General features: G+C 61.8%; 17 protein-coding genes. 8 read left to right on the plus strand and 9 right to left on the minus strand.

Going from position 1 to position 20,942, the window contains the following annotated elements; all coding sequences use genetic code 11:
• Positions 1–121: 121 nt before the first annotated feature.
• Positions 122–1,390: an MFS transporter gene (locus tag ACJ8MK_RS18205; protein ID WP_031300458.1), complete on the plus strand. Its 1,269-nt coding sequence runs from the start codon at positions 122–124 to the stop codon at positions 1,388–1,390.
• A 51-nt stretch (positions 1,391–1,441) separates the two neighbouring features.
• Here the strand turns inward: ACJ8MK_RS18205 and ACJ8MK_RS18210 are convergent, their stop codons facing one another.
• Together ACJ8MK_RS18210 and ACJ8MK_RS18215 are read right to left on the minus strand one after the other, a co-directional pair.
• Positions 1,442–2,728, minus strand: coding sequence for a glycoside hydrolase family 10 protein (locus ACJ8MK_RS18210; RefSeq protein ID WP_442517960.1), 1,287 nt, complete (start codon positions 2,726–2,728; stop codon positions 1,442–1,444).
• Between the two features lie 118 nt (positions 2,729–2,846).
• Entirely contained in the window at positions 2,847–4,643 is a 1,797-nt protein-coding gene (locus ACJ8MK_RS18215; RefSeq protein WP_442517961.1) for a glycoside hydrolase family 3 N-terminal domain-containing protein, read from the minus strand.
• 332 nt (positions 4,644–4,975) lie between these two features.
• On the opposite strand from ACJ8MK_RS18215, the gene tus reads away from it, so the two are divergent.
• Positions 4,976–5,914 carry a DNA replication terminus site-binding protein gene (tus, locus tag ACJ8MK_RS18220; protein ID WP_043147415.1) on the plus strand — a complete coding sequence of 313 codons (939 nt, stop codon included), beginning with the start codon at positions 4,976–4,978 and terminating at the stop codon, positions 5,912–5,914.
• Here tus and ACJ8MK_RS18225 read toward each other — a convergent pair.
• From ACJ8MK_RS18225 to ACJ8MK_RS18240, 4 genes are all read right to left on the minus strand, one after another.
• Entirely contained in the window at positions 5,904–6,272 is a 369-nt protein-coding gene (locus tag ACJ8MK_RS18225) for a VOC family protein (protein WP_101426865.1), read from the minus strand. The two genes, tus and ACJ8MK_RS18225, sit on opposite strands and share 11 nt — an antisense overlap.
• A gap of 90 nt (positions 6,273–6,362) precedes the next feature.
• Entirely contained in the window at positions 6,363–7,052 is a 690-nt protein-coding gene (locus ACJ8MK_RS18230; RefSeq protein ID WP_308333257.1) for a helix-turn-helix transcriptional regulator, read from the minus strand.
• 61 nt (positions 7,053–7,113) lie between these two features.
• Positions 7,114–8,511, minus strand: a complete 1,398-nt coding sequence (gene fumC / locus ACJ8MK_RS18235) for a class II fumarate hydratase (RefSeq protein WP_033638434.1) — start codon at positions 8,509–8,511, stop codon at positions 7,114–7,116.
• A gap of 230 nt (positions 8,512–8,741) precedes the next feature.
• On the minus strand, positions 8,742–9,074 hold the full coding sequence (locus tag ACJ8MK_RS18240) for a hypothetical protein (protein WP_043147412.1): 333 nt from the start codon (positions 9,072–9,074) through the stop codon (positions 8,742–8,744).
• A 476-nt stretch (positions 9,075–9,550) separates the two neighbouring features.
• On the opposite strand from ACJ8MK_RS18240, the gene manA reads away from it, so the two are divergent.
• Positions 9,551–10,729 carry a mannose-6-phosphate isomerase gene (gene manA, locus ACJ8MK_RS18245; protein WP_101426864.1) on the plus strand — a complete coding sequence of 393 codons (1,179 nt, stop codon included), beginning with the start codon at positions 9,551–9,553 and terminating at the stop codon, positions 10,727–10,729.
• Positions 10,730–10,869: 140 nt separating this feature from the next.
• The gene (locus tag ACJ8MK_RS18250; RefSeq protein ID WP_041034957.1) at positions 10,870–12,402 is read left to right on the plus strand and encodes a YdgA family protein; all 1,533 of its coding nucleotides are present in this window, start codon (positions 10,870–10,872) and stop codon (positions 12,400–12,402) included.
• Between the two features lie 45 nt (positions 12,403–12,447).
• Here ACJ8MK_RS18250 and ACJ8MK_RS18255 read toward each other — a convergent pair whose 3' ends face one another.
• Positions 12,448–13,611, minus strand: coding sequence for a serine hydrolase domain-containing protein (locus ACJ8MK_RS18255; RefSeq protein WP_442517962.1), 1,164 nt, complete (start codon positions 13,609–13,611; stop codon positions 12,448–12,450).
• 102 nt (positions 13,612–13,713) lie between these two features.
• Here ACJ8MK_RS18255 and ACJ8MK_RS18260 point away from each other — a divergent pair, with 102 nt between their 5' ends.
• The gene (locus ACJ8MK_RS18260) at positions 13,714–14,622 is read left to right on the plus strand and encodes a LysR family transcriptional regulator (RefSeq protein ID WP_039566319.1); all 909 of its coding nucleotides are present in this window, start codon (positions 13,714–13,716) and stop codon (positions 14,620–14,622) included.
• Between the two features lie 26 nt (positions 14,623–14,648).
• Here the strand turns inward: ACJ8MK_RS18260 and blaSRT are convergent, their stop codons facing one another.
• Positions 14,649–15,785, minus strand: coding sequence for an SRT/SST family class C beta-lactamase (gene blaSRT / locus ACJ8MK_RS18265; protein ID WP_442517963.1), 1,137 nt, complete (start codon positions 15,783–15,785; stop codon positions 14,649–14,651).
• 206 nt (positions 15,786–15,991) lie between these two features.
• On the opposite strand from blaSRT, the gene ACJ8MK_RS18270 reads away from it, so the two are divergent.
• A complete protein-coding gene (locus ACJ8MK_RS18270) occupies positions 15,992–16,873 on the plus strand; it encodes a LysR family transcriptional regulator (protein WP_060435947.1) in 882 nt (293 codons plus the stop codon).
• On the opposite strand, the gene ACJ8MK_RS18275 is transcribed toward ACJ8MK_RS18270, so the two are convergent.
• Complete coding sequence (locus ACJ8MK_RS18275) at positions 16,870–17,901, minus strand: Mal regulon transcriptional regulator MalI (RefSeq protein WP_041034948.1); 1,032 nt, start codon at positions 17,899–17,901, stop codon at positions 16,870–16,872. The genes ACJ8MK_RS18270 and ACJ8MK_RS18275 overlap by 4 nt on opposite strands.
• Before the next feature lie 223 nt (positions 17,902–18,124).
• Between ACJ8MK_RS18275 and malX the strand changes: the two genes are divergently transcribed.
• Positions 18,125–19,744 (plus strand): maltose/glucose-specific PTS transporter subunit IIBC, encoded by a 1,620-nt coding sequence (malX, locus tag ACJ8MK_RS18280; RefSeq protein ID WP_193169232.1) that lies wholly within the window; start codon positions 18,125–18,127, stop codon positions 19,742–19,744.
• The gene (locus ACJ8MK_RS18285; protein ID WP_442517964.1) at positions 19,737–20,918 is read left to right on the plus strand and encodes a MalY/PatB family protein; all 1,182 of its coding nucleotides are present in this window, start codon (positions 19,737–19,739) and stop codon (positions 20,916–20,918) included. Before malX ends, ACJ8MK_RS18285 begins: the two co-directional genes overlap by 8 nt.
• Positions 20,919–20,942: the final 24 nt, after the last annotated feature.

A 20,942-nucleotide genomic window follows, 5' to 3' on the forward strand; every position in this document is an offset into this window, starting at 1 on the left:
AATATATTAGACAAAAAAATCGCCGCTCCCTATCATTTTGTTATCTGCAAAGTGTCTGTTTATCTCCCCCGAAGTTCGGTAAGGAAACGCTGTGACAACCCCTGTGCGTTCTGCGGCCGCGATGCCGTCGACGCTGGCCGCCAACGATGACGCGGCCGCTGCGCCAAAAGTAAAACGCTCCACCCTCAACAACAAACTCCCCTACATCGAACGCGGCACGCCGCAGTTTATGCGCGTGACGCTGGCGCTGTTTTCCGCCGGGCTGGCGACCTTCGCGTTGCTTTACTGCGTGCAGCCGATCCTGCCGGTGCTGTCGCAAGATTTCGGCGTCTCGCCGGCGGAAAGCAGCCTGTCGCTTTCGGTCTCCACCGGCCTGCTGGCGATCGGCCTGATGTTTACCGGGCCGCTGTCCGACGCCATCGGCCGCAAATCGGTGATGGTGGTGGCGTTGCTGCTGGCGGCGGTCTGCACGCTGATCTGCGCCTTTATGACCAGCTGGCACGGCATTTTGCTGATGCGCGCGCTGATCGGCCTGTCGCTGAGCGGCGTGGCGGCGGTCGGCATGACCTATCTCAGCGAAGAGATCCATCCCAGCTTCGTCGCCTTCTCGATGGGGTTGTATATCAGCGGCAACTCGATCGGCGGCATGAGCGGCCGCCTGGTGACCGGGGTGTTGACCGACTTCTTCTCCTGGCGCGTGTCGCTCGGGGTTATCGGCCTGTTCGCCCTCGCCGCCGCCTGCATGTTCTGGCGCATCCTGCCCGCCTCGCGGCATTTTCGCGCCAGCTCGCTGCGCCCGCGCACCCTGCTGATCAATTTCAAACTGCATTGGCACGATAAGGGCCTGCCGCTGCTGTTCGCGGAAGGTTTCCTGCTGATGGGCAGCTTCGTCACCCTGTTCAACTACATAGGCTATCGCCTGCTGGCGGATCCTTACCACCTGAGCCAGGCGATCGTCGGCCTGCTGTCGGTGGTGTACCTCACCGGCTCCTACAGCTCGCCCAAGGCCGGCGCGCTCACCTCGCGCTTCGGGCGCGGCCCGGTGCTGCTGGCCTCGATCGTAATTATGCTGATCGGGATTCTGATTACCGCGCTGCCGCAGGTGCCGGCGATCTTTATCGGCATGATGCTGTTCACCGCTGGCTTTTTCGCCGCCCACTCGGTGGCCAGCAGCTGGATCGGCCGCCGCGCGCGCCGCGCCAAAGGCCAGGCGTCGTCGCTATATCTGTTCTGCTATTACGTCGGCTCGAGCGTGGCCGGCACCCTCGGCGGCGTGTTCTGGCACAGCTTCGGCTGGAATGGCGTGGCGGCGTTCATCAGCCTGATGCTGCTGCTGGCGCTGCTGGTGGTGCATTACCTGAAACGCCTGCCGGAAGCGGCGCGCCTTTGAAGAGAAAAAGCCGCGGTGGTTTGCCGCGGCTTGTCATGCCAGTGCCTGTGATTATTGACCGGTTTTCCAGCGGGTGCGCAGGTACTCCACCGCCTTATCCGTTTGCGGCTCAGTCAGATAGCGTTGCCGGAACAGGATGGTTCCCCCCATTCCCGGCAGGCTTTCGTTGAGATCGAGCTGCCTTTTCAGTTCGGGAACGCCGCCCTCGACGGCCCAGGCCGGCTCACCGGCGGCAGGCGCGCCTACTTTATACAGCGCCACCCCGGCATAGAGCCGAACCGACGTGCCTTTCACCACCTCGGCCCACCAGTTGGCCAGCACGTCGTAGCGGACAATTTCGCGATCAAAAGGCCAATACAGCTGCGGTGCGATGTAATCGAGCAGCCCCAGTTTTACCCACTGGCGCGTATCGGCATAGGCCGTATCGTACGATGGCGCGCCTGCCCGCGTCGCCGAACCGTCAGGATCGTCCGCTTTGTTTCGCCATACGCCCGCCGGGCTGACGCCAAACGCAACCTCGGGCTTCAATGCTTTGACGGCGGCTGACACCTGTTTTATCAATTGCAGCGTGTTGTCTCTGCGCCAGGCGGCTTTGTCTGCAAATCCTTTGCCGTATGCGCGATACGTTCGTTCATCATCCAGCGGCGATTGCGGCGTTTCGTAATAGAAATAATCGTCAAACTGAATGCCGTCGACATCGTAGTTTTTGACGATTTCAGCCACCACGCCGGTGATCCAGTTGCGCACGTCGGGCAGGCCGGGGTCGAGCACGAAGCGCTCGTTGGCGGTGCGTATCCAGTCGGGATGCAGCGCATAGACGCTGGCCGGCGGCGACTGCAGCGTATGATTGAGTGCATCAATCGTCTGTGGGCGGGTATTCATGGAAACCCGATAAGGGTTCAGCCAGGCATGCACCTTGATGCCGCGCCGATGCGCTTCTTGCAGCATAAAGGCCAGCGGATCATAGCCGGGATCCTGGCCAACGGTGCCGGTCAACACCTCAGACCAGGGCAAGATGTTTGAGCGCCACAGGGCCGTGCCGTCCGGTTTAACCTGAAAATAGACCGTGTTAATCCCGGTTTTCACCATCTCGTCCAGCGCGTCCGTCAGCCCCTGTTTCTGCTGGCAAACCCGCTCTTGCGCGGTTTCCGCCTTCAGGGAGGCCGCCGGCGGCCAGTCCAGGCCAATGACCGTGGCCAGCCAGATGCCCCGCATCGGTGTTATCGGCGGTGTCGGCCGCGGGGGCTTCTCCGGTTCGGGTGGCTTGGCGCATCCGCTCACGCCCAGCATGGCGGCCATCAACAGCCATCCGCCTAATTTTGTTGCGCCTGTCGGCATCCTGATTCTCCTTCCGTGAGTGACGGTTATCCCATGTCGTTACGTGCAGAGCAAGAAACTGCCCGTTATCAAGCTGCCGGCGTCGCCTTTTTCAGACGACGCCGGTGTCCTTACCCCATCACCAGCTCAGCCCAGTCCCGCGAGGGAACGCCACCTTGCCCGTATTGGTTTCCGCATCGTAGTCATGCCAGGTGTTGACCGGCAATTTGCCCTGCGGTTTGATTTTACCCGTCAGCACCTGCGCCAAAGAGACCATCGAAGGGCCGCGCCACACGCCGCTGTCATAACCGTAGTAGGCGTAGGTGGCGACGGCCGCCTCCACCTCTGCGGCATAGTTCACGATATCGTAAGGGGCGCGCAGTGAGAGGTGAACGCGTTTTTTCCCTTGCTCGGCAGCGTATTTCAACCAGCCCGGATAAGGACTGCCTTCATTGCCCGCTCCGGTTGCTGAAGTCACCACCCCATCCTGCTCGGCAGGCGTAAAGCGGGTTGACAGCGTTCCGAGCAGGAACACGTCGCAGCCGGCAATATGCTCTCTGATCTGGGCATCGCTCAGTTCCGTTTCCTTCGCGGCAACGACGTTCTGATACCCCTCCTGCGCCATCACGCGCGCAATACCGTTGGCCTGCTCGCCCCACGGGGTCAAAATAAAGTAGCGCAGCGTTTTGTCCTTCAACGGCAACAGGCTGTGGCGATTGATCACCACGGTAATGGAGCGATCGGCGATGCGTTTTTCCAGCTTGTGCGCTGAGGACGAAGCGTCGTTGAAACACGGCCTGTCGCTATGGCCCATCAGGTTATGGCGTAATTTCAGGCGCAAAATTCGCTCGACCGAGGCATCGATATCAGCCTCGCTGAGATGCCCCGCTTTCACTCTATCCACAAGGTAACGGATCAGATCCGGCAGCAAGCGCGCCTGGGCCGGCGAAGCGATGCTGACAGGCATCAGAGCAATATCCACCCCCGCGGCAAAGACGTTTTCAGCGGCCGCTTGCTGGCTGAAATGCTCGGCAATCGCGCCCATATCCAGCGCGTCTGAAATCGTTACGCCGGCATACCCCAACTCATTGCGCAGGATCTGGGTCTGAATTTCATGCGACATGGTGGCCGGCACCGTGATTTTTTCACCGCTGCGGGTGTCTATCTGGCGGTTATCCAGTGCCGGATACTGAATATGGGCGGTCATGACCATGTCCGGCGCCGCGCAGCGATCGATGGCCTGCTTGTAAGGGGCGATATCGATGGCAAAAGCCTCTTCCCGCGTGCGATCGACGCGCGGCAAACCGGTATGCGAGTCGGTCGAGGTGCTGCCATGGCCGGGGAAGTGCTTGTAAGCGGTGATCAGCCCCTGCTGTTTCATGCCCGCCACCATTTTCTCTGCCAGACGGGAAACGGTGTTCTTATCATCGCTGAAGGCGCGAACGTTAATCACCGGATTGAACGGGTTGGTGTTGACGTCCACGACCGGGGCAAAGTTGGTATTGATATGCAACGCGCGCATATCCTGGGCCATCAGTTTGCCTTGTTCAACGGCGAGATGTTTATCCGCACCGCCCTCAATCGCCGCTGCGAGCGCCATATTGCCGGGAAATGAGGCATAGTCGCCGCGCGGCAGCCGGAAAACGTTACCACCTTCGTTATCGGTGCCAATAAACAAACGAATGCCCGCGTGGGTTTTCATCGCGGCATACCAGGCCGTCAATGTGTTGATCTGCTGCTTGTCTTTCAGATTATTGGCAAACAGGATCACCCCACCCACGTGGTTATCGGCGATCAGCTTGCCAATGGCTTCATCGGGAACGGTCATATCCTGATTGCTGCTACCGCTCCGATCCCAGTAGCGAAAATCCAGCATGATTTTTTGCCCGATTTTCTCTTCCAGCGTCATGTTTTTGACTTTCTGTTTAATATCCACAGTGAACCTCCGTTTAAAGCGCCCGTTAATGACAGAAGAAAAGATAACCCCAAGGGCTCATCGCGTCCTGCCATTCCGTTTGTTCCAGCGTTTGGACAACGGCGTGCGGAAAATGGATTAAACAAAACACAAACGAACAGGATAAAATCCATAAATTAATCAAAACACTACGCATACAGAGTGTCTTGCGTGCCCTGCCGCCAAAGACCGTTATGGCGTATTTTCCGCTGATAAGCCGGGTGGCCAATGAAGCCGCCTTTTCCCCGGTAGCCTATGTTGCCCCCAGTCTGCTACTCTTCTATAGTATGTTGTAACTAAAATAGGAAGGTGCGATGAGCAGATACGATGTGATAGGCCGGATGAATGCCTGCTTTACCGAACTGGAGCAGGCGCTCGGCGCGCTGCAGCAGCAGATCGCCCCGCTGCGGTTGCTGGCGGCGCGGGTGTTCAGCCTGCCGGAGGTTGAAAAAGGCCAGGAACATCAGGCCATCTCACATATCGCGGTCGAACAGCATGTAGGGCAAGCGGCGCGCGATCTGGCGCTGGAGCACTATCAGCGGCTGTTTATCCACCATAACCGGGAGAATGTCAGCAGCAAGGCCGCCGTTCGCCTGCCCGGCGTCATCTGTCTGGCGGTGGAGCAGCCGGAGTATCAGGCGCTGCAAACGCAGCTGGCGCTGATCAATCGCCTGAAGGGCGAGCTGGAACAGATTATCACCGTCGATTCCGGCCTGGCGCCGGAGCAGCGTTTCGAGTTCGTGCACACCCATCTGCACGGGCTGATTACCCTCAGCGCCTATCGCACCCTCACCGCCCTGACCAATCCCGACTCCGTGCGCTTCGGCTGGGCCAACAAGCACATCATCAAAAACGTCAAGCGGGACGACATCCTGGCACAGCTGGAGAAAAGCCTGAAAGCCGGCCGCGCGGTGCCGCCGCACAGCCGTGAACAGTGGGCTGCCCTGGTCAGCCGCGAGATAGACGACGTCAGCCGCCTGCCGCAGCACGCGACGCTGAAAATCAAGCGGCCGGTCAAAGTGCAGCCGATCGCCCGGGTGTGGTATCAGCAGCAGCAAAAACAGGTGCAACACCCCTGCCCGCTGCCGCTGATCGCCCTGTGTCAGGTTGAAAACGGCGCCGCAGTGCCGAAGATTGGCGAGCTGCTCAACTACGACGTCGACGCGGTGAAACACCGTTACAAACCCGACGCCCGGCCGCTGCGGCTGCTGGTGCCACGCCTGCACCTGTATACCGACGACGCTACTCGCTGAGGGCATACACCCGCAGGCGATGGCCGTCCGGATCCTGCGCCACGAAGGTGTAACCGAACGCCATCTCGGTCGGCGTTTGTTCAATCGGCAGCCCGAGTTCGCGCCACTGGTTATAGCGCGCCTCGACCTCTTGCGGATCCTGGCACAAAAAGCCCAGTTCACCGCCGCCGCCGGTCAGGGTCGCCGCAGGTTTTACCCCTTGTTTGGCCCACATACCCAGCTTAAAGCCGTTGTTGAGCACGAACAGGGCGAAGCCGGGAGAAAGTTCCACCGGCGCCTGTCCCAGTAAGCGTTGATAAAAGGCGGCGCTGTTCAGCGGGTTGTCGACGTAAAGCAGGGTCATGCTGGGAAGAGTCATCGGTCTGTCCTCTGGGTGATGGGAACCGGCCGGTTCCCGATAGGCACAGACTAAAGCGCGCGGCTGACAGTTTATGGCAGCAGCGTGCCGCTATTGCTCCGCAATGCCCTCGCTGAGGCGCCACTCTTTCAGCAGCCGCCGCCGGCCGCGCGGATAGCGCTGTTCCAACGGCGTAGCGGCCTGAATGCGATCGAGGCGAAAATGGCGAAACGCCTGGCGCAGCTCGCACCAGGCGACCAGTACCTGGAGCTGGTCGAAAAAGCCCAGCGCAAAGGGCCACAGCAGGCGTTCGCTGCGCTGCCCCGCCAGATCGAGATAGCCGATATGCAGCTTGCGCTCGCGGCGGATGGTGTCACGGATCAGCACCCGCAGCTCATCCGCCACCGGCGGTGCCTGAACCGGCGCGATCAACAGCGTGTTAGCCTCCAGCTCCTCCCGCAGCGCCGGCGGCAGCACGGCGGCGATCTTGGCCAGCGCCTGGCCCGCCGCGCTCGCCAGCTGGCTGTCGCCGCGGCGGCTGACCCAGCGCATGCCCAGCACCAACGCTTCTGTCTCCGCCTGCGAGAACATCAGCGGCGGCAGCATAAAGCCGGGGCGCAGCACATAGCCGACGCCCGCCTCGCCGGCGATCTCCGCCCCCTGCTGCTGCAGCGTGGCGATATCGCGGTACAGCGTGCGCATGCTGATGCCCAGCGTCTGCGCCAGCGCATGGCCCGCCACCGGATAACGGTGGCTGCGCAGCAGCTGCATCAGATCGAGTAAACGTTGTGCGCGCGACATCTTGATTTCTCCACAAAAAAAGGGCTTACCTCAGTAAGCCCCCGGTTGCCTCACAGATCAATCATTTCTGCATGCTGCCGACCATCGCTTCCGGCCGCACCCACTCGTCGAACTGCGCTTCGGTCAGGTAGCCCAGCTTCAGCGCCGCGGCTTTCAGCGTCAGCCCTTCCTTGTGCGCTTTCTTGGCGATTTCCGCCGCCTTGTCGTAGCCGATGTGGGTGTTGAGCGCCGTCACCAGCATCAGCGATTCGTTCAGCAACTGGGTGATGCGATCGCGGTTCGGTTCGATGCCCACCGCGCAGTGCTCGTTGAAGCCCTGCATGCCGTCGGCCAGCAGGCGAATCGACTGCAGGTAGTTGTGGATCACCATCGGGCGGAACACGTTCAGCTCGAAGTTGCCGGAAGCGCCGCCAATGTTCACCGCCACGTCGTTGCCCAGCACCTGGGCGCACAGCATGGTCATCGCCTCGCACTGGGTCGGGTTGACCTTGCCCGGCATGATGGAACTGCCCGGTTCGTTCTCCGGGATCGAAATCTCGCCGATGCCGCAGCGCGGGCCGGAAGCCAGCCAGCGCACGTCGTTGGCGATCTTCATCAGCGAGGCCGCCAGCCCTTTCAGCGCGCCATGCCCTTGCACCAGCGCGTCGCAGGTCGCCAGCGCTTCGAACTTGTTCGGGGCGGTGACGAACGGCTGATGGGTCAACTCCGCCAGCGCTTTAGCAACGCGCACCGCGTACTCCGGATGGGTGTTCAGCCCGGTGCCGACCGCCGTGCCGCCAAGCGCCAGCTCGGCGATGTGCGGAATACTGTCCTCGATGTGTTTCAGATTGTGCGCCAGCATCGCCGCCCAACCGGAGATCTCCTGCCCCAGGGTCAGCGGCGTGGCGTCCTGCAGATGGGTGCGGCCGATTTTGACGATGTCGCGGTAGGCTTCAGCCTTGTCGCTCAGCGTCTTGTGCAGCACTTTCAGCTCGGGGATCAGATGTTCGCGCAGCGCAATCACCGCCGCCACGTGCATCGCGGTGGGAAACACGTCGTTGGAGCTCTGGCTTTTATTGACGTCGTCGTTCGGGTGCACCTTGCGCTCTTCACCGCGCACGCCGCCCAGCAGCTCGCTGGCGCGGTTGGCCAACACTTCGTTCATGTTCATGTTGGTCTGGGTGCCGGAGCCGGTTTGCCAGATCGACAGCGGGAACTGGTCGGCATGGCTGTCCGCCAGCACTTCGTCGGCGGCGCTGATAATGGCGGCGCCCCGTTCGGCCGGCAGCAGCCCCAGATCCACGTTCACCTGCGCGGCGGCGCGCTTGGTCAACGCCAGCGCGTGGATCAGCGCGGTCGGCATCTTTTCGGAGGAAATGCGGAAATGCGCCAACGAACGCTGGGTTTGCGCGCCCCACAGCTTGTCGGCCGGTACTTCGATGGGGCCCATAGAGTCTTTTTCGATACGAACGCCTGCCATCATTATCTCCTTAGCATAATTCCTAAAATCGTAGGGTTAGGCCGACGCGCTATCCCCCGTCGGCATGCACTCCCAGTATAGTGACATAATAACTATTCGCATTAAGAGAGTTATCTCACAGCACGTTTCATCTTTTTTACCCATTAACGACGCGGTTATTTTCCATCGGTTAACCCGCGGCGAAATAAACGGCCGGGAATGAGCCAGGAGAATAAAAGTGTGGCTAATCATTAACGCGGATGACGCGAATTAAAATTATTGATGCGCTGCGCCTGTAAATGATTGAGCTCATCGATACGTTGTTGCTGCAGATGATTGATCTCGTCGTAGGCGTCCTGCCGTTCATGATGCCGATACGCCCCGGTCGCCGCCGCGCCGGCGGTGAGCGCCAACGGGTGCGCCACGGGCACGATCGCGGCGGGAACCGCGACCGGCGCGGGTGCAACGACGATCGGCGCCGGCGCGATCGCCACGGCGCGCGGCGCCGCGTAGGGATAGGTGACAATCACCGCCGCCTGGGCTGCGCCGGCGCAAAGCCCCAACAGCAACAACAGTTTTTTCATGCAACAGACCTCTGGTTTTGTTAAATCGACTCGTTAGCCGTTACGGTAAAGGGGTCTGACGCGCAGGTTTAAGCTCGGCGTGTGATCGCCCGGCGCAGCGCGAAAATAATAATAAGGGAATGGCTCAGACGGTAAAAAATAAATTCAGCAGTCATATTTTGACATGCTGAATAATAAATAATGCGGCAGGATGAGCGGACTATCGGCAATAATCCTGCCGGTTCAAAAAATAATCGAATGGCGGGTTTTCCGGGCCGCCTTGAGGCCTGCGCGCCAATTGAGGCGCCGATCGTTATCACGCTATACTTTGGCCCCGTTGCCGGGCGCGACGTTATTCGGCGTTGTTTTGATCGCGCCCATGATTTTTCCTGCCGACGCGGGCGTATGATGGTTGTCGGCACAGATTTAACTAACCGTATAAAATCAGTAAGTTATTGCCATCCGGTACGGCAATGACGCTAAGGACGTTTATCGACATGCAAAAAATGACCAACGCGGTACAGAATTACGCCTGGGGCAGCCACGATGCGCTGACCCGTCTTTACGGCATCGCCAACCCTGATAATCTGCCGATGGCCGAACTGTGGATGGGCGCCCATCCCAAGAGCCCTTCCCGCGTGCCGGGCGCCGACGGCGAGCTGCGTTCGCTGCGCGATCTGATCGATGAAGACCAGCCAAAACAGCTGGGCACCAACGTCGCCAGCCGCTTTGGCGAGTTGCCGTTCCTGTTTAAAGTACTCTGCGCCGATCAGCCACTGTCGATCCAGGTTCACCCGAGCAAAGCGGCGGCCGAAATCGGCTTCGCGAAAGAGAATGCCGCCGGCATCCCCCTGAGCGCCGCCGAACGCAACTATAAAGATCCCAACCACAAGCCCGAGCTGGTGTTCGCCCTCACGCCGTTCCTGGCGATGAACGGCTTTCGCGAACTGGCCGATATCGTTTCCCTGCTGCAACCGATCGCCGGCGCACACCACGACATCGCCGCCTTCCTGCAACAGCCGGACACCGCGCATCTCGCAACCCTGTTCGCCAGCCTGCTGACGATGAGCGGCGAGCAAAAGTCGCTGGCGCTCGGCGTATTGAAAGCCGCGCTCAATAACCAGCAGGGGGAACCCTGGGATACCGTACGCTTTATCGCCGGCTTCTATCCGGACGACAGCGGCCTGTTCTCACCGCTGCTGCTGAACGTGGTGCAGCTCGCGCCGGGCGAAGCGATGTTCCTGTATGCCGAAACGCCGCACGCCTACCTGAAAGGCGTGGCGCTGGAGGTGATGGCCAACTCGGACAACGTGCTGCGCGCGGGCCTGACGCCGAAATTTATCGACGTGCCCGAGCTGCTGGCCAATCTGCAGTTCCGCCCGCAGCCGGCTTCCGGCCTGCTGACCCAGCCGGAGCCACGCGGCAACGAGCTGTTCTTCCCGATTCCGGTGGAGGATTTCGCCTTCTCGCTGCACGATTTGACCGCCGCCCCGCAGGCGCTGGCGCAGCAAAGCGCCGCCATCGTGTTCTGCGTCACCGGCGAAGCGACGCTGGAAAAATCCGGGCAACGCCTGACGCTCAAACCGGGCGAATCCTGCTTTATCGGGGCTTTCGAATCCCCGGTCAACGTCAGCGGCAGCGGCCGCATCGCCAGGGTTTATAACCAGCTGGCCTAACCGTTGATAAATTTCAGCAAATTGCTTGCTGAAAGCGAGAGCTACCCCCACAATTAAACGCCTGCGGGCGTTTATTTTCGGCCCCTATTTGCCCCTCCCGCGCAACGGAGGGTGATAAGAAAAAAGGATGAAACAGAGCTATGAAAAAATCGTTAGTCGCTGTCAGCGTCATTGTGGTTCTTGGCGCAGCATGGACCGGGGCATCCTGGTACACCGGGAAACTGATCGAGCAGCACATGGGCGAAGTCGTCGACAACGCCAACGGCCAGCTGAAAGCTTACCTGCCGAAAGCCGGCGTGAAGCTGAGCTATGAAAATTACCAGCGCGGCCTGTTCAGCAGTAAAGTGCGTTATGTGCTGCGCTCCGACGGCACGGATACCAGTGAAGACGCGGCGCTGAAAGCCGGCGAAGAAGTGGCGTTCCTGGAAACCATCGATCACGGCCCGTTCCCCTTCGCCCAGCTGAAAAAATTCAATCTGCTGCCGAGCATGGCGTCGGTGCATACCGAGCTGGAAAATACCCCGGCGGTGAAAGGCCTGTTTGACACCACCAAAGGCAAATCGCTGTTTACCGCCGATTCGCGCATCTCTTACAGCGGGGACACCTCGTCCGCCATCGACATCATCCCGCTGGACTACCAGAAGGATAAGTCTTCGCTGAAATTCAGCGGCGCCACCATTAACGCCGATGTGTCCAGCGATCTGAAAAAATTCGTGCTGGACGCCAATAGCGACAATATCGTGTTCGCCAGCCCGAACGAATTCGGTCAAAACGAGCAGATCACCTTCCAGGGCTTCAACCTGAAAGGCAACAGCAACGAGAGCAAGTTCGGCGTGAAGCTCGGCGATCAGACGATGACGCTGAAGCAGTTCAAACTGACGATCGACGGTAAAGATACCGTGGCGTTGGACGGTTTCAACCTGGTGAGCAAGTTCGGCGAGCAAGGCAGCAGCAACATCGGCGGCCAGATCGACTACACCATGGACGCGCTCAAGGTGCAGGGCAACGATTTCGGCGCCGGCAAGCTGGCGCTGAAAATCGACAACGTCGACGGCAAGGCGCTGAAAGACTTCGCCGACAGCTACAACCGCCAGACCATGGCGCTGCTGCAACAGGGCGAGAACCTGGATCCGGCCGTGTATGAGCAGCAAAACGCCGAGCTGTTGCAAAAGAACCTGCCGCTGCTGCTGAAAGGCAACCCGAGCCTCAGCATCGCGCCGCTGAGCTGGAAAAACAGCAAGGGCGAGAGCACCTTCACGCTGGATCTGGCGCTGACCGATCCGAGCAAGGCCGCCTCCCCGGCGCAATCGCCGGATCAGCTGATCGCGCAGGCGGTTAAAAAGCTGGATATCAACCTGACCATTCCGGAAGCGATGGCCACCGAAGTGACCGCGAAAACCGCGCTGTTGCAGGGTTACAATGCGGAAGACGCGCAGAAACTGGCGCAGCAGCAAGTGCAGGGCCTGGCGGCCATGGGCCAGATGTTCAAGCTGACCACCCAGAAAGACGGCGTGATCGCGAGCACGTTCCACTATGCCGACAACCAGGTTGACCTCAACGGCAACAAGATGTCGCTGCAAGAGTTCATCGGCCAGTTCGCCATGCTGGGCGCCCCGGCGGAAGACGCTGAACCGGCGCAGGAAGCGGAACCCGCTCCGGCACCGGCGCAGTAATCGCCTGACAGCCTGATCAAGGGCCCCCTGCGGGGCCCTTTTTATTTACCCCATTTCCGCGGCGTAAACCGCATCGCGGATCTGCTGCGGATAGCGGCCGCACATGCCTTCAAACGCGGTGTTGGTCAGTATCACCACGCTCAACTGCGCCTGTGGATCAAAGAACCAGCTGTGGCCGTAAACGCCGCCCCAGGTCAGCGTGCCGGCATGCTGCGGCGTCTGCGCGGCATCTGTGTCCACCAGCAGCGCCCCGCCGAAACCGAATCCCCAGCCCGGCCCTTGCGTTTGCGCCTGCGCCCCCACGTGCGGGCTGCGCAGCAACGCCACCGTGTCCGGCTGCAACATGCCCTGCCCGCCGCTGCGCAGCGCCTCCACCAGCCGCAGCACATCGTCGGCATCGCCGACCATGCCCGCGCCGCCGGAAGGATAGGCCCCGGCGTTAAGCGCCCGCGCGGGTGAAAACAGTACCTCGCCCCCCGCCATCTCCTCCGGCAGCGCCAGCCGCAGGCCTTCATGCATGCGCTGCGGCCCATGCGGCGTGTTGTAATACGGCGTCGCCAGGTTCGCGGCGTCCGCCGCATAAAACGCGGTATTGCCGAGCCCCAGCGGCCGCGCCACCCATTCGACAAACAGCTGCGGCAGCGGCATGCCCGTCACCCGTTCCAGCACCGCGCCAAGCACGTCGATCGCCAGCGAATAATTGAAGCGCTCCCCCGGCGCCGACAGCAACGGTGCCTGTGCCAACAGCCGCAGGTTTTGCTCCAGCGTCAGCGTCGACAGCTCCACGCCGTCCTGGATCCCCAGCTGATGATAAACGCCCGCCGGCGGCTGGTTCAGCCGATAGTCCAGCCCGGCGGTATGGCTCAGCAAATGACGAATCTTGATCGCCGGGCGCCGGCCGTCCGCCAACGCCGGAGTGAACCACGGCAGCCAGTCGCTGACCGCGTCATCCAGGCTCAGCTTGCCCTGCTCTATCAGGCATAGCGCCGCCAGCGTGGTATAGGGTTTGGAGACCGACGACAGCCGGAACTGCGTTTCTCGCCGCATCGGCCGCCGCGCTTCGCGATCGGCATAGCCGGCCGCCCCGGCGTAGCAAATCTCGCCCCGCCGCGCCACCAGCACTACGCTACCCACGATGCGCCCTTCGGCCATCGCCTGTTGATCGATCGCCGCGATCCGTTCTGTTAACGCCCGTTGTTCTGCCGACATGATTTTCATCTCTCTGATGGAAAGTAAAATCAGTCTAAAACCTTCGTCATAAATTAAAATAAGGAATAATTTAATGAATCATTAAGCACAGGTTATTGATAGATGAGTTCACTCCTGCAGCTGTTGCCCTATTTCGAAGCCGTCGCGCGCCTGGGCAACTTTACCCGCGCGGCCAGCCAGCTCGGCGTCACGCCGCCGGCGGTGTCGCAAAACATTCAGGCGCTGGAGAATCAGCTGGGAGTGCGGTTATTTCACCGCACCAGCCGCTCGGTGCGCCTCAGCGACGAGGGCCGGTTGTTCTATCAGAAGGTATCGCCGGCGATGAGCCAGATCGACGTGGCGGCGGACGACGTGCGCGCTCTGGGCGCGCAGCCGGCGGGCCTGCTGCGCATTACGCTGCCGCAGCTGGCCGCTTCGCTGCTGGTAATGCCGCATCTGGCGGCGTTTCAGCGGCGCTATCCCGAGGTGCAGCTGGAGCTGTTTACCGAAGACCGCTTTTCCGATCTGGTGCTGGGCAGTTTCGATGCCGGCATTCGCATGCATGCCATGCTGCAAAAGGACATGATCGCCGTGCCGATCGACAACGGCCAGCGCCGGGTGCTGGTCGCCTCGCCCGACTATCTGGCGCGCTGCGGCGTACCGGCCACGCCGGACGATCTGCCCGTTCACCACTGCCTGCGCTACCGTTTCCCCGGCAGCGGCAAACTGGAACCCTGGTATTTCAGCCTGGGCGACGATGAACGCGCGCTGGACGTCAGCGGCAGTTTAATTTTTAACGAAGATAGGCTGATCAAGGATGCGGCGTTGGCGGGCCTGGGTATCGCACAGCGTTTTCAGGGCACGGTGTTGCAGGAGCTGGCGCAGGGGCAACTGGTGGAAGTGCTGCCGGATTACGCCAGCGAAGCGTCGGGGTTTTTCATCTACTTTCCCGCCGGCCGGCATCTGCCGCTCAAGCTGCGCGCCTTTATCGATTTCATGCGCGAGCAACGTGAACGGCAGCATCGCTGGTAGGGGCGCCTCGTCGGCGCCCCTGGCCGTCAGCGCTTCTCCAGCGCCTGGACGATGTGGTAAGCCGCCTCGACGCGATCGTCGTTCGGGAACCACTTGTTGGCCAGCATCACCACGGCGATATTTTTCGCCGGGATAAATACCGCGTAGGTGGAGAAGCCGCCGGTGGAGCCGGTTTTGTTATACCAGCCGGCGCGCAATTCCGGCTGCGGTGGCGTGATGGCGGTGGCCGGCGTGCCGTTCATGATCATCCCGGCGTTGTTGCCTTCAATCAAACGCGACAGTTTCACTGGATACGGGTAGTTCTCCCACATCAGATCCTGCGTGAACGCGCCCGCCTTGTAATACCCGACGTGCGTCGCGGCCAGCGCGTCGCGCCACGGCTGCGCCACCTTCACCTGCTGCAGGTTGGCGTCCAGATAGCGAATCAGATCGCGAGCGTTGGACTTGATGCCGTAAGACTCGGCATCCAGCGGGCCGGGATTGACCCGCACCGGCTTATCGTCCTTGCTGTAACCCTGCGCATAGTTAGCCATCTGCGCCGCCGGCACCTGAACGTAGGTGTGGCTCATGCCCAGCGCCGGCAGCATCCCCTGTTCCACCGCCTGGATAAACGGCTGGTCGAGGCTCTTGGCGGCGATCATGCCCAGCATGCCGATGCCGAGGTTGGAATAGACGCGGTAGCTGCCCGCCGGGTGTTTCGGCTGCCAGGCCCGGTAGTAGGCCATCAGCTGGGCGTCGTTAGTGACGTCGTCCGGCACGAACAGCGGCAGGCCGGAGGTATGCGTCGCCAGATTCAGCAGGCTGACGCCGTCGAAGGCGCTGCCGCGCAGCTCGGGCAGGTAGCGGCTGGCCGGATCGTTGAACGACAGCTTGCCCTGCTGCTGCGCATAGACCGCCAGCGTCGCGGTAAAGGTTTTGCTCAGCGAGCCCACTTCGAACAGCGTCTGCTCGGTGATCGGTTTGCCGGTCTGCTTCGAGGCGACGCCATACGGGTAAATCTGCTGTTTGCCGTCGACCGACACGGCGATCGCCATGCCCGGTACGCCATATTTTTTCATCAGCGGCTGAATAACGGCGTCGATATCCTGCTGCTGCGCGGCCTGCGCGGTCGGCAAGATCAGTGCGGCGATCAGCGCGGCCGCCAGGCGGTTCATTTTCGTCATGATAGAAGCTCTTAGGTTGCAGGGTATCAGCCGCGGCCAAAAGTTTTTATTGGCGTTATGCACGGCGCTTTCCCTGATTGATGATGTCATTCCTTTACGGCTGCCGCGACGCTCGCAGCAGCCGCGCCAAATATCGGATTTTGCCGCCGGGTTGACAAGCGATAATAATTTCAGCCAGCATAAAGAAAAACTTATGGCTATCGACAATGCGCAATCGACTTCCCCTCAACGCCCTGCGGGCGTTCGAATCCTCCGCTCGCCACCTGAACTTCACCCGCGCCGGTCTGGAGCTGCGCGTCACCCAGGCCGCCGTCAGCCAGCAGGTGCGCATGCTGGAAGAACAGCTGGGCATTCAGCTGTTCCGCCGCCTGCCGCGCGGGCTGGATCTGACCGAAGAGGGCCAGGCGCTGCTGCCGGTATTGAGCGACGCCTTCGACCGCATCGAAGCGGTGCTGCAGCAGTTCGAAGGCGGGCATTTCCACGAGGTGCTGACGGTGGCGGTGGTCGGCACCTTCGCCGTCGGCTGGCTGATGCCGCGGCTGGCGGCATTCCGCACGGCGCACCCGTTTATCGATCTGCGGGTGCTGACCCACAACAACCTGGTCAATCTGTCGGCCGACGGCATGGATTTCGCCATCCGCTTCGGCGAAGGCCTCTGGCCCGCCACCTGCAATATCAAGCTGTTCGACGCGCCGCTGACGGTGCTCTGCCCGCCGGCGGTCGCCGCGCGCCTGCGCACGCCGCAGGATCTGCAGCACGAGCAGCTGATGCGCACCTACCGCAAGGACGAGTGGGAGCACTGGTTCGCGGCGGCACAGGTGACGCCGTGGCGGATCAACGGCCCGGTGTTCGACTCGTCAAGGCTGATGGTGGAAGGCGCGATCCAGTGCGATGGCGTGGCGCTGGCGCCGGTCAGCATGTTCCGCCGCGAACTGGCCGCCGGCGCGCTGCAGCGGCCGTTCGCCGCCGAGGCCGCGCTCGGCGCCTATTGGCTGACCCATTTGAAATCGCGGGATCTGACGCCGGCGATGAAGACCTTTATCGGCTGGATCCGCCGTGAGGCGGAGGAGGAACAGCAGCAGGGCTAGGCGGAGCCGCGCCGGATCAGCGTCGGCGGCAGAATGACGTTCTGTGCCGGCAGCTCGGCGTCACCGATGCGCTGCAGCAGGCGCGCGGCGGCGCTGCGCCCCACTTCCCGCGCCGAACTGGAGACGAAGGTCAGCGGCGGCTCGGTCAGTTCGGCCTCCGGCACGTCGCCAAAGCCGATCAGCGCCACCTGCCGCCCGTAGTAGGCGTCGACCCCGTCCGAACCGATGCTGCGGCCGCTGCGCGCCAGGCCAAAATAGGCGCCGAGCGCCACCGACGCCTTGTGGCAGACGATGGCGGTAATGTTCGGGTAGTGGCGCAGCAGTTGCTCCGCCGCTTCCGCCGCCTGGCGCTGCCGGCAATCGCACTCGACGATCCATTCGCTGCGAAACGGCAGGCCGTACTGCACCAGCGTGGCGCAAAAGCCGCCCAGCCGCTCGGCGCGCGTCAACGAGTCGCTCTGCCCGCCGAGGTAGGCGATTTGGCTGTGGCCCCGCGAGATCAGAAATTCGGTGGCCAGCTTGGCGGCCTGCATGTTGTCCGGCCGCACCACGTCCACGCCGTCGAGACCGCTGGAGCGCGCCACGCAGACCAGCGGCACGCCCTGCTCGGCCGCCTTCTCCTTCAGGCCCGCCGCCGCGCGAATGCCGCCCGCCAGCACGATGCCGTCGACGCCCTGCGCCAGCAGCGCGTCAAACGCCCGCTGCAAGCCCTGGCCGTCGCGCCCGCTCTGCGTCAAAAACAGCAGCTTGTCGTGCGCCTCCAGCGCTTCGCTCAGCCCGGCGGTCATTTCGGCATAGAAGGGTTCGCAGATGTCGCGCAGAATAAGGCCGATCACCCCGGACTCCCCGCCGCGCAGCGTCGCCGCCTGGCGATTGCGCACATAGCCCAGCTGCTCTATCGCCTGATTGACCTTCTCGACGGTGGTCGGCGAAATGCGCCCCTTGCCGCTCAACACCAGGGAAACCGTGGTGACCGACACACCCGCCTGTTGCGCCACATCGGTGATGGTGATCTTTTTGATGCTCATAGTCTCTGCGAACCCGTTCCTGGGCAACCCGCGCCGTAATGATCAAGGGTATACCGAATCCGTTATCTCAGTAAAACGTTTTACTGCCTGCCGCATTGTCGCCAAAAACCGGGCGACAGATTTGTGATTGGCGGCGCATTTTTGCTAGGTAAAACGTTTTATCTTCTTTTTATCTAATCTGCAGTCCTCTTTTTGCTCGTCTTTTCGCCAGGAGAAGTCGGTTATGTCAGCAGCCAACAAACCAAAAATCACCCTCTGGGAGTTCTTCCAGAGCCTGGGCAAAACCTTCATGTTGCCCGTCGCCTTGCTCTCTTTCTGCGGCATCATGCTGGGGATCGGCAGCTCGCTGAGCAGCCGCGACGTGATCACCCTGATGCCGTTTATCGGCCACCCGATCTTCCAGCTGATCTTTACCTGGATGAGCAAGGTAGGCTCCTTCGCCTTCAGCTTCCTGCCGGTGATGTTCGCCATCGCCATTCCGCTGGGCATGGCGCGCGAGAACAAGGGCGTCGCCGCCTTCTCCGGCTTCGTCGGCTTCGCCGTGCTGAATCTGGGCACCAATTTCTACCTGACCGCCGCCGGCGTGCTGCCCACCGGCGATCCGCTGGTGCTGAAAGCCAACAATATCCAGAACATCCTCGGCATTCAGTCGATCGATACCGGCATCCTCGGCGCGGTGATCGTCGGCATCATCGTCTATCGCCTGCATGAACGCTTCCACACCATCCGCCTGCCGGACGCGCTGGCGTTCTTCGGCGGCACGCGCTTCGTGCCGATCGTCACCACCGTGGTGCTGGGCCTGTGCGGCCTGGTGATCCCGCTGATCTGGCCGTGGTTCGCCGCCGGCATCACCGGGCTGGGTTGGGTGATCAACAGCGCCGGCGCCTTTGGCCCGATGCTGTTCGGCACCGGCGAACGCCTGCTGCTGCCGTTCGGCCTGCAGCACATTCTGGTGGCGCTGATCCGCTTTACCGAGGCGGGCGGCACCATGGAAGTGTGCGGCCACAGCGTCAGCGGCGCCCTGACCATCTTCCAGGCGCAGCTTTCCTGCCCAACCACCACCGGCTTCGCCGAAAGCGCCACCCGCTTCCTGTCGCAGGGTAAAATGCCGGCGTTCCTCGGCGGCCTGCCGGGCGCGGCGCTGGCGATGTACCACTGCGCCAAACCGGAGAACCGTCATAAAATCAAAGGGCTGTTGATTTCCGGCGTGGTGGCCTGCGTGGTCGGCGGCACCACCGAGCCGATCGAGTTCCTGTTCCTGTTCGTCGCGCCGTTCCTCTACCTGATCCACGCGCTGCTCACCGGGCTGGGCTTTACCGTGATGGCGCTGCTGGGCGTAACCATCGGCAATACCGACGGCAATATCATCGACTTCGTGGTGTTCGGCATTCTGCACGGCACCGCCACCAAGTGGTATCTGGTGCCGGTGGTGGCCGCCGTCTGGTTCGTTGGCTATTACGCCATTTTCCGCTTCGCCATCCAGCGCTTTAACATCAAAACGCCGGGCCGCGAGAGCGATGGCGCCGTTAGCCAAAGCGCGCCGAGCGGCGCGGTGGGCAAATCCGGCTACAACGTGCCGGCGATTTTGGCGGCGCTCGGCGGCCCGGACAACATCATCACGCTGGACAACTGCATCACCCGCCTGCGCCTGTCGGTCAACGACATGAGCCGGGTGGACGACGCGGCGCTGAAGGCCAACCGCGCCATCGGCGTGGTGCATCTCAACGACCATAATCTGCAGGTGGTGATCGGCCCGCAGGTGCAATCGGTTAAGGATGAATTAGACTCACTGATAGCCACGGCGCTCCCTGCCGCGGCGCTGCAGGGAGCCACCCATGTTTGATTTCTCCACCCCGATCGACCGCCACGGCACCTGGTGCACCCAGTGGGACTATATCGCCGATCGTTTCGGCAGCGCCGATCTGCTGCCGTTCACCATCTCCGATATGGATTTCGCCACCGCGCCGTGCATTCTCGACGCATTGCAGCAGCGCCTGCAGCACGGCGTGCTGGGCTACAGCCGCTGGCAGCACGAGGATTTTCTCGGCGCGCTGCGCCACTGGTATCAGCAACGTTTCAACGTCGGCATCGACACCGCGACGGCGGTGTACGGCCCTTCCGTTATCTACATGGCGGCGCAGCTGATCCGCCAGTGGTCGGTGCCCGGCGATTACGTGGTGACCCATACCCCGGCCTACGACGCCTTCTACAAGGTGATCCTCGCCAACCAGCGCCAGCTGTTGGCCTGCCCGCTGCAAAAAGCCGGCGACGACTGGCGCTGCGATATGGCGCACCTCGAAGCGTTGCTGGCGCGGCCGCAGACCAAGATCCTGCTGCTATGCAGCCCGCATAACCCCACCGGCAAAGTGTGGCGCCGCGACGAGCTGCAGCAGATGGCCGAACTGTGCGAGCGCCACGACGTGCGCGTCATCAGCGACGAGATCCATATGGACATGGTGTGGGGGGAACACCGCCATACGCCGTGGAGCCAGGTGGCGAGCGGCGCCTGGGCCCTGCTGACCTCCGGTTCCAAGAGTTTCAACATTCCGGCACTGACCGGCGCCTATGGCTTCATCAGCGACGCCGCCAGCCGCGAAGCCTACTTCCAGCAGCTCAAAGCCCGCGACGGCCTCTCTTCGCCGGCGGTGCTGGCGGTGGCCGCGCACGTGGCCGCCTATCGCCACGGCGAACCCTGGCTGGACGCCCTGCGCGACTACCTGCAGGATAATCTGACCTACGTCGCCGAGCGGCTGGAGCAGGCTTTTCCCGCGCTGGGCTGGCGCCCGCCGCAGGCCACCTACCTGGCCTGGATCGATCTGCGGCCGCTGGCCGTAGACGATCGGGCGCTGCAGCAGGTGCTAATCGAGCGCGAAAAGGTGGCGATCATGCCGGGCTTTACCTACGGCGAGGAAGGCCGCGGTTTCCTGCGCCTCAACGTCGGCTGCCCGCGCAGCAAGCTGGAGGCCGGCATGGACAAGCTGATCGCCGGATTGAGGTTGGTGCTGAGCGACCAATAGCGCGAGGGGGCGAGCCTCTGCCCG

The sequence above is a fragment of the Serratia sp. CY38905 genome (assembly GCF_052168875.1).
GTDB classification, from domain to species: domain Bacteria; phylum Pseudomonadota; class Gammaproteobacteria; order Enterobacterales; family Enterobacteriaceae; genus Serratia; species Serratia sarumanii.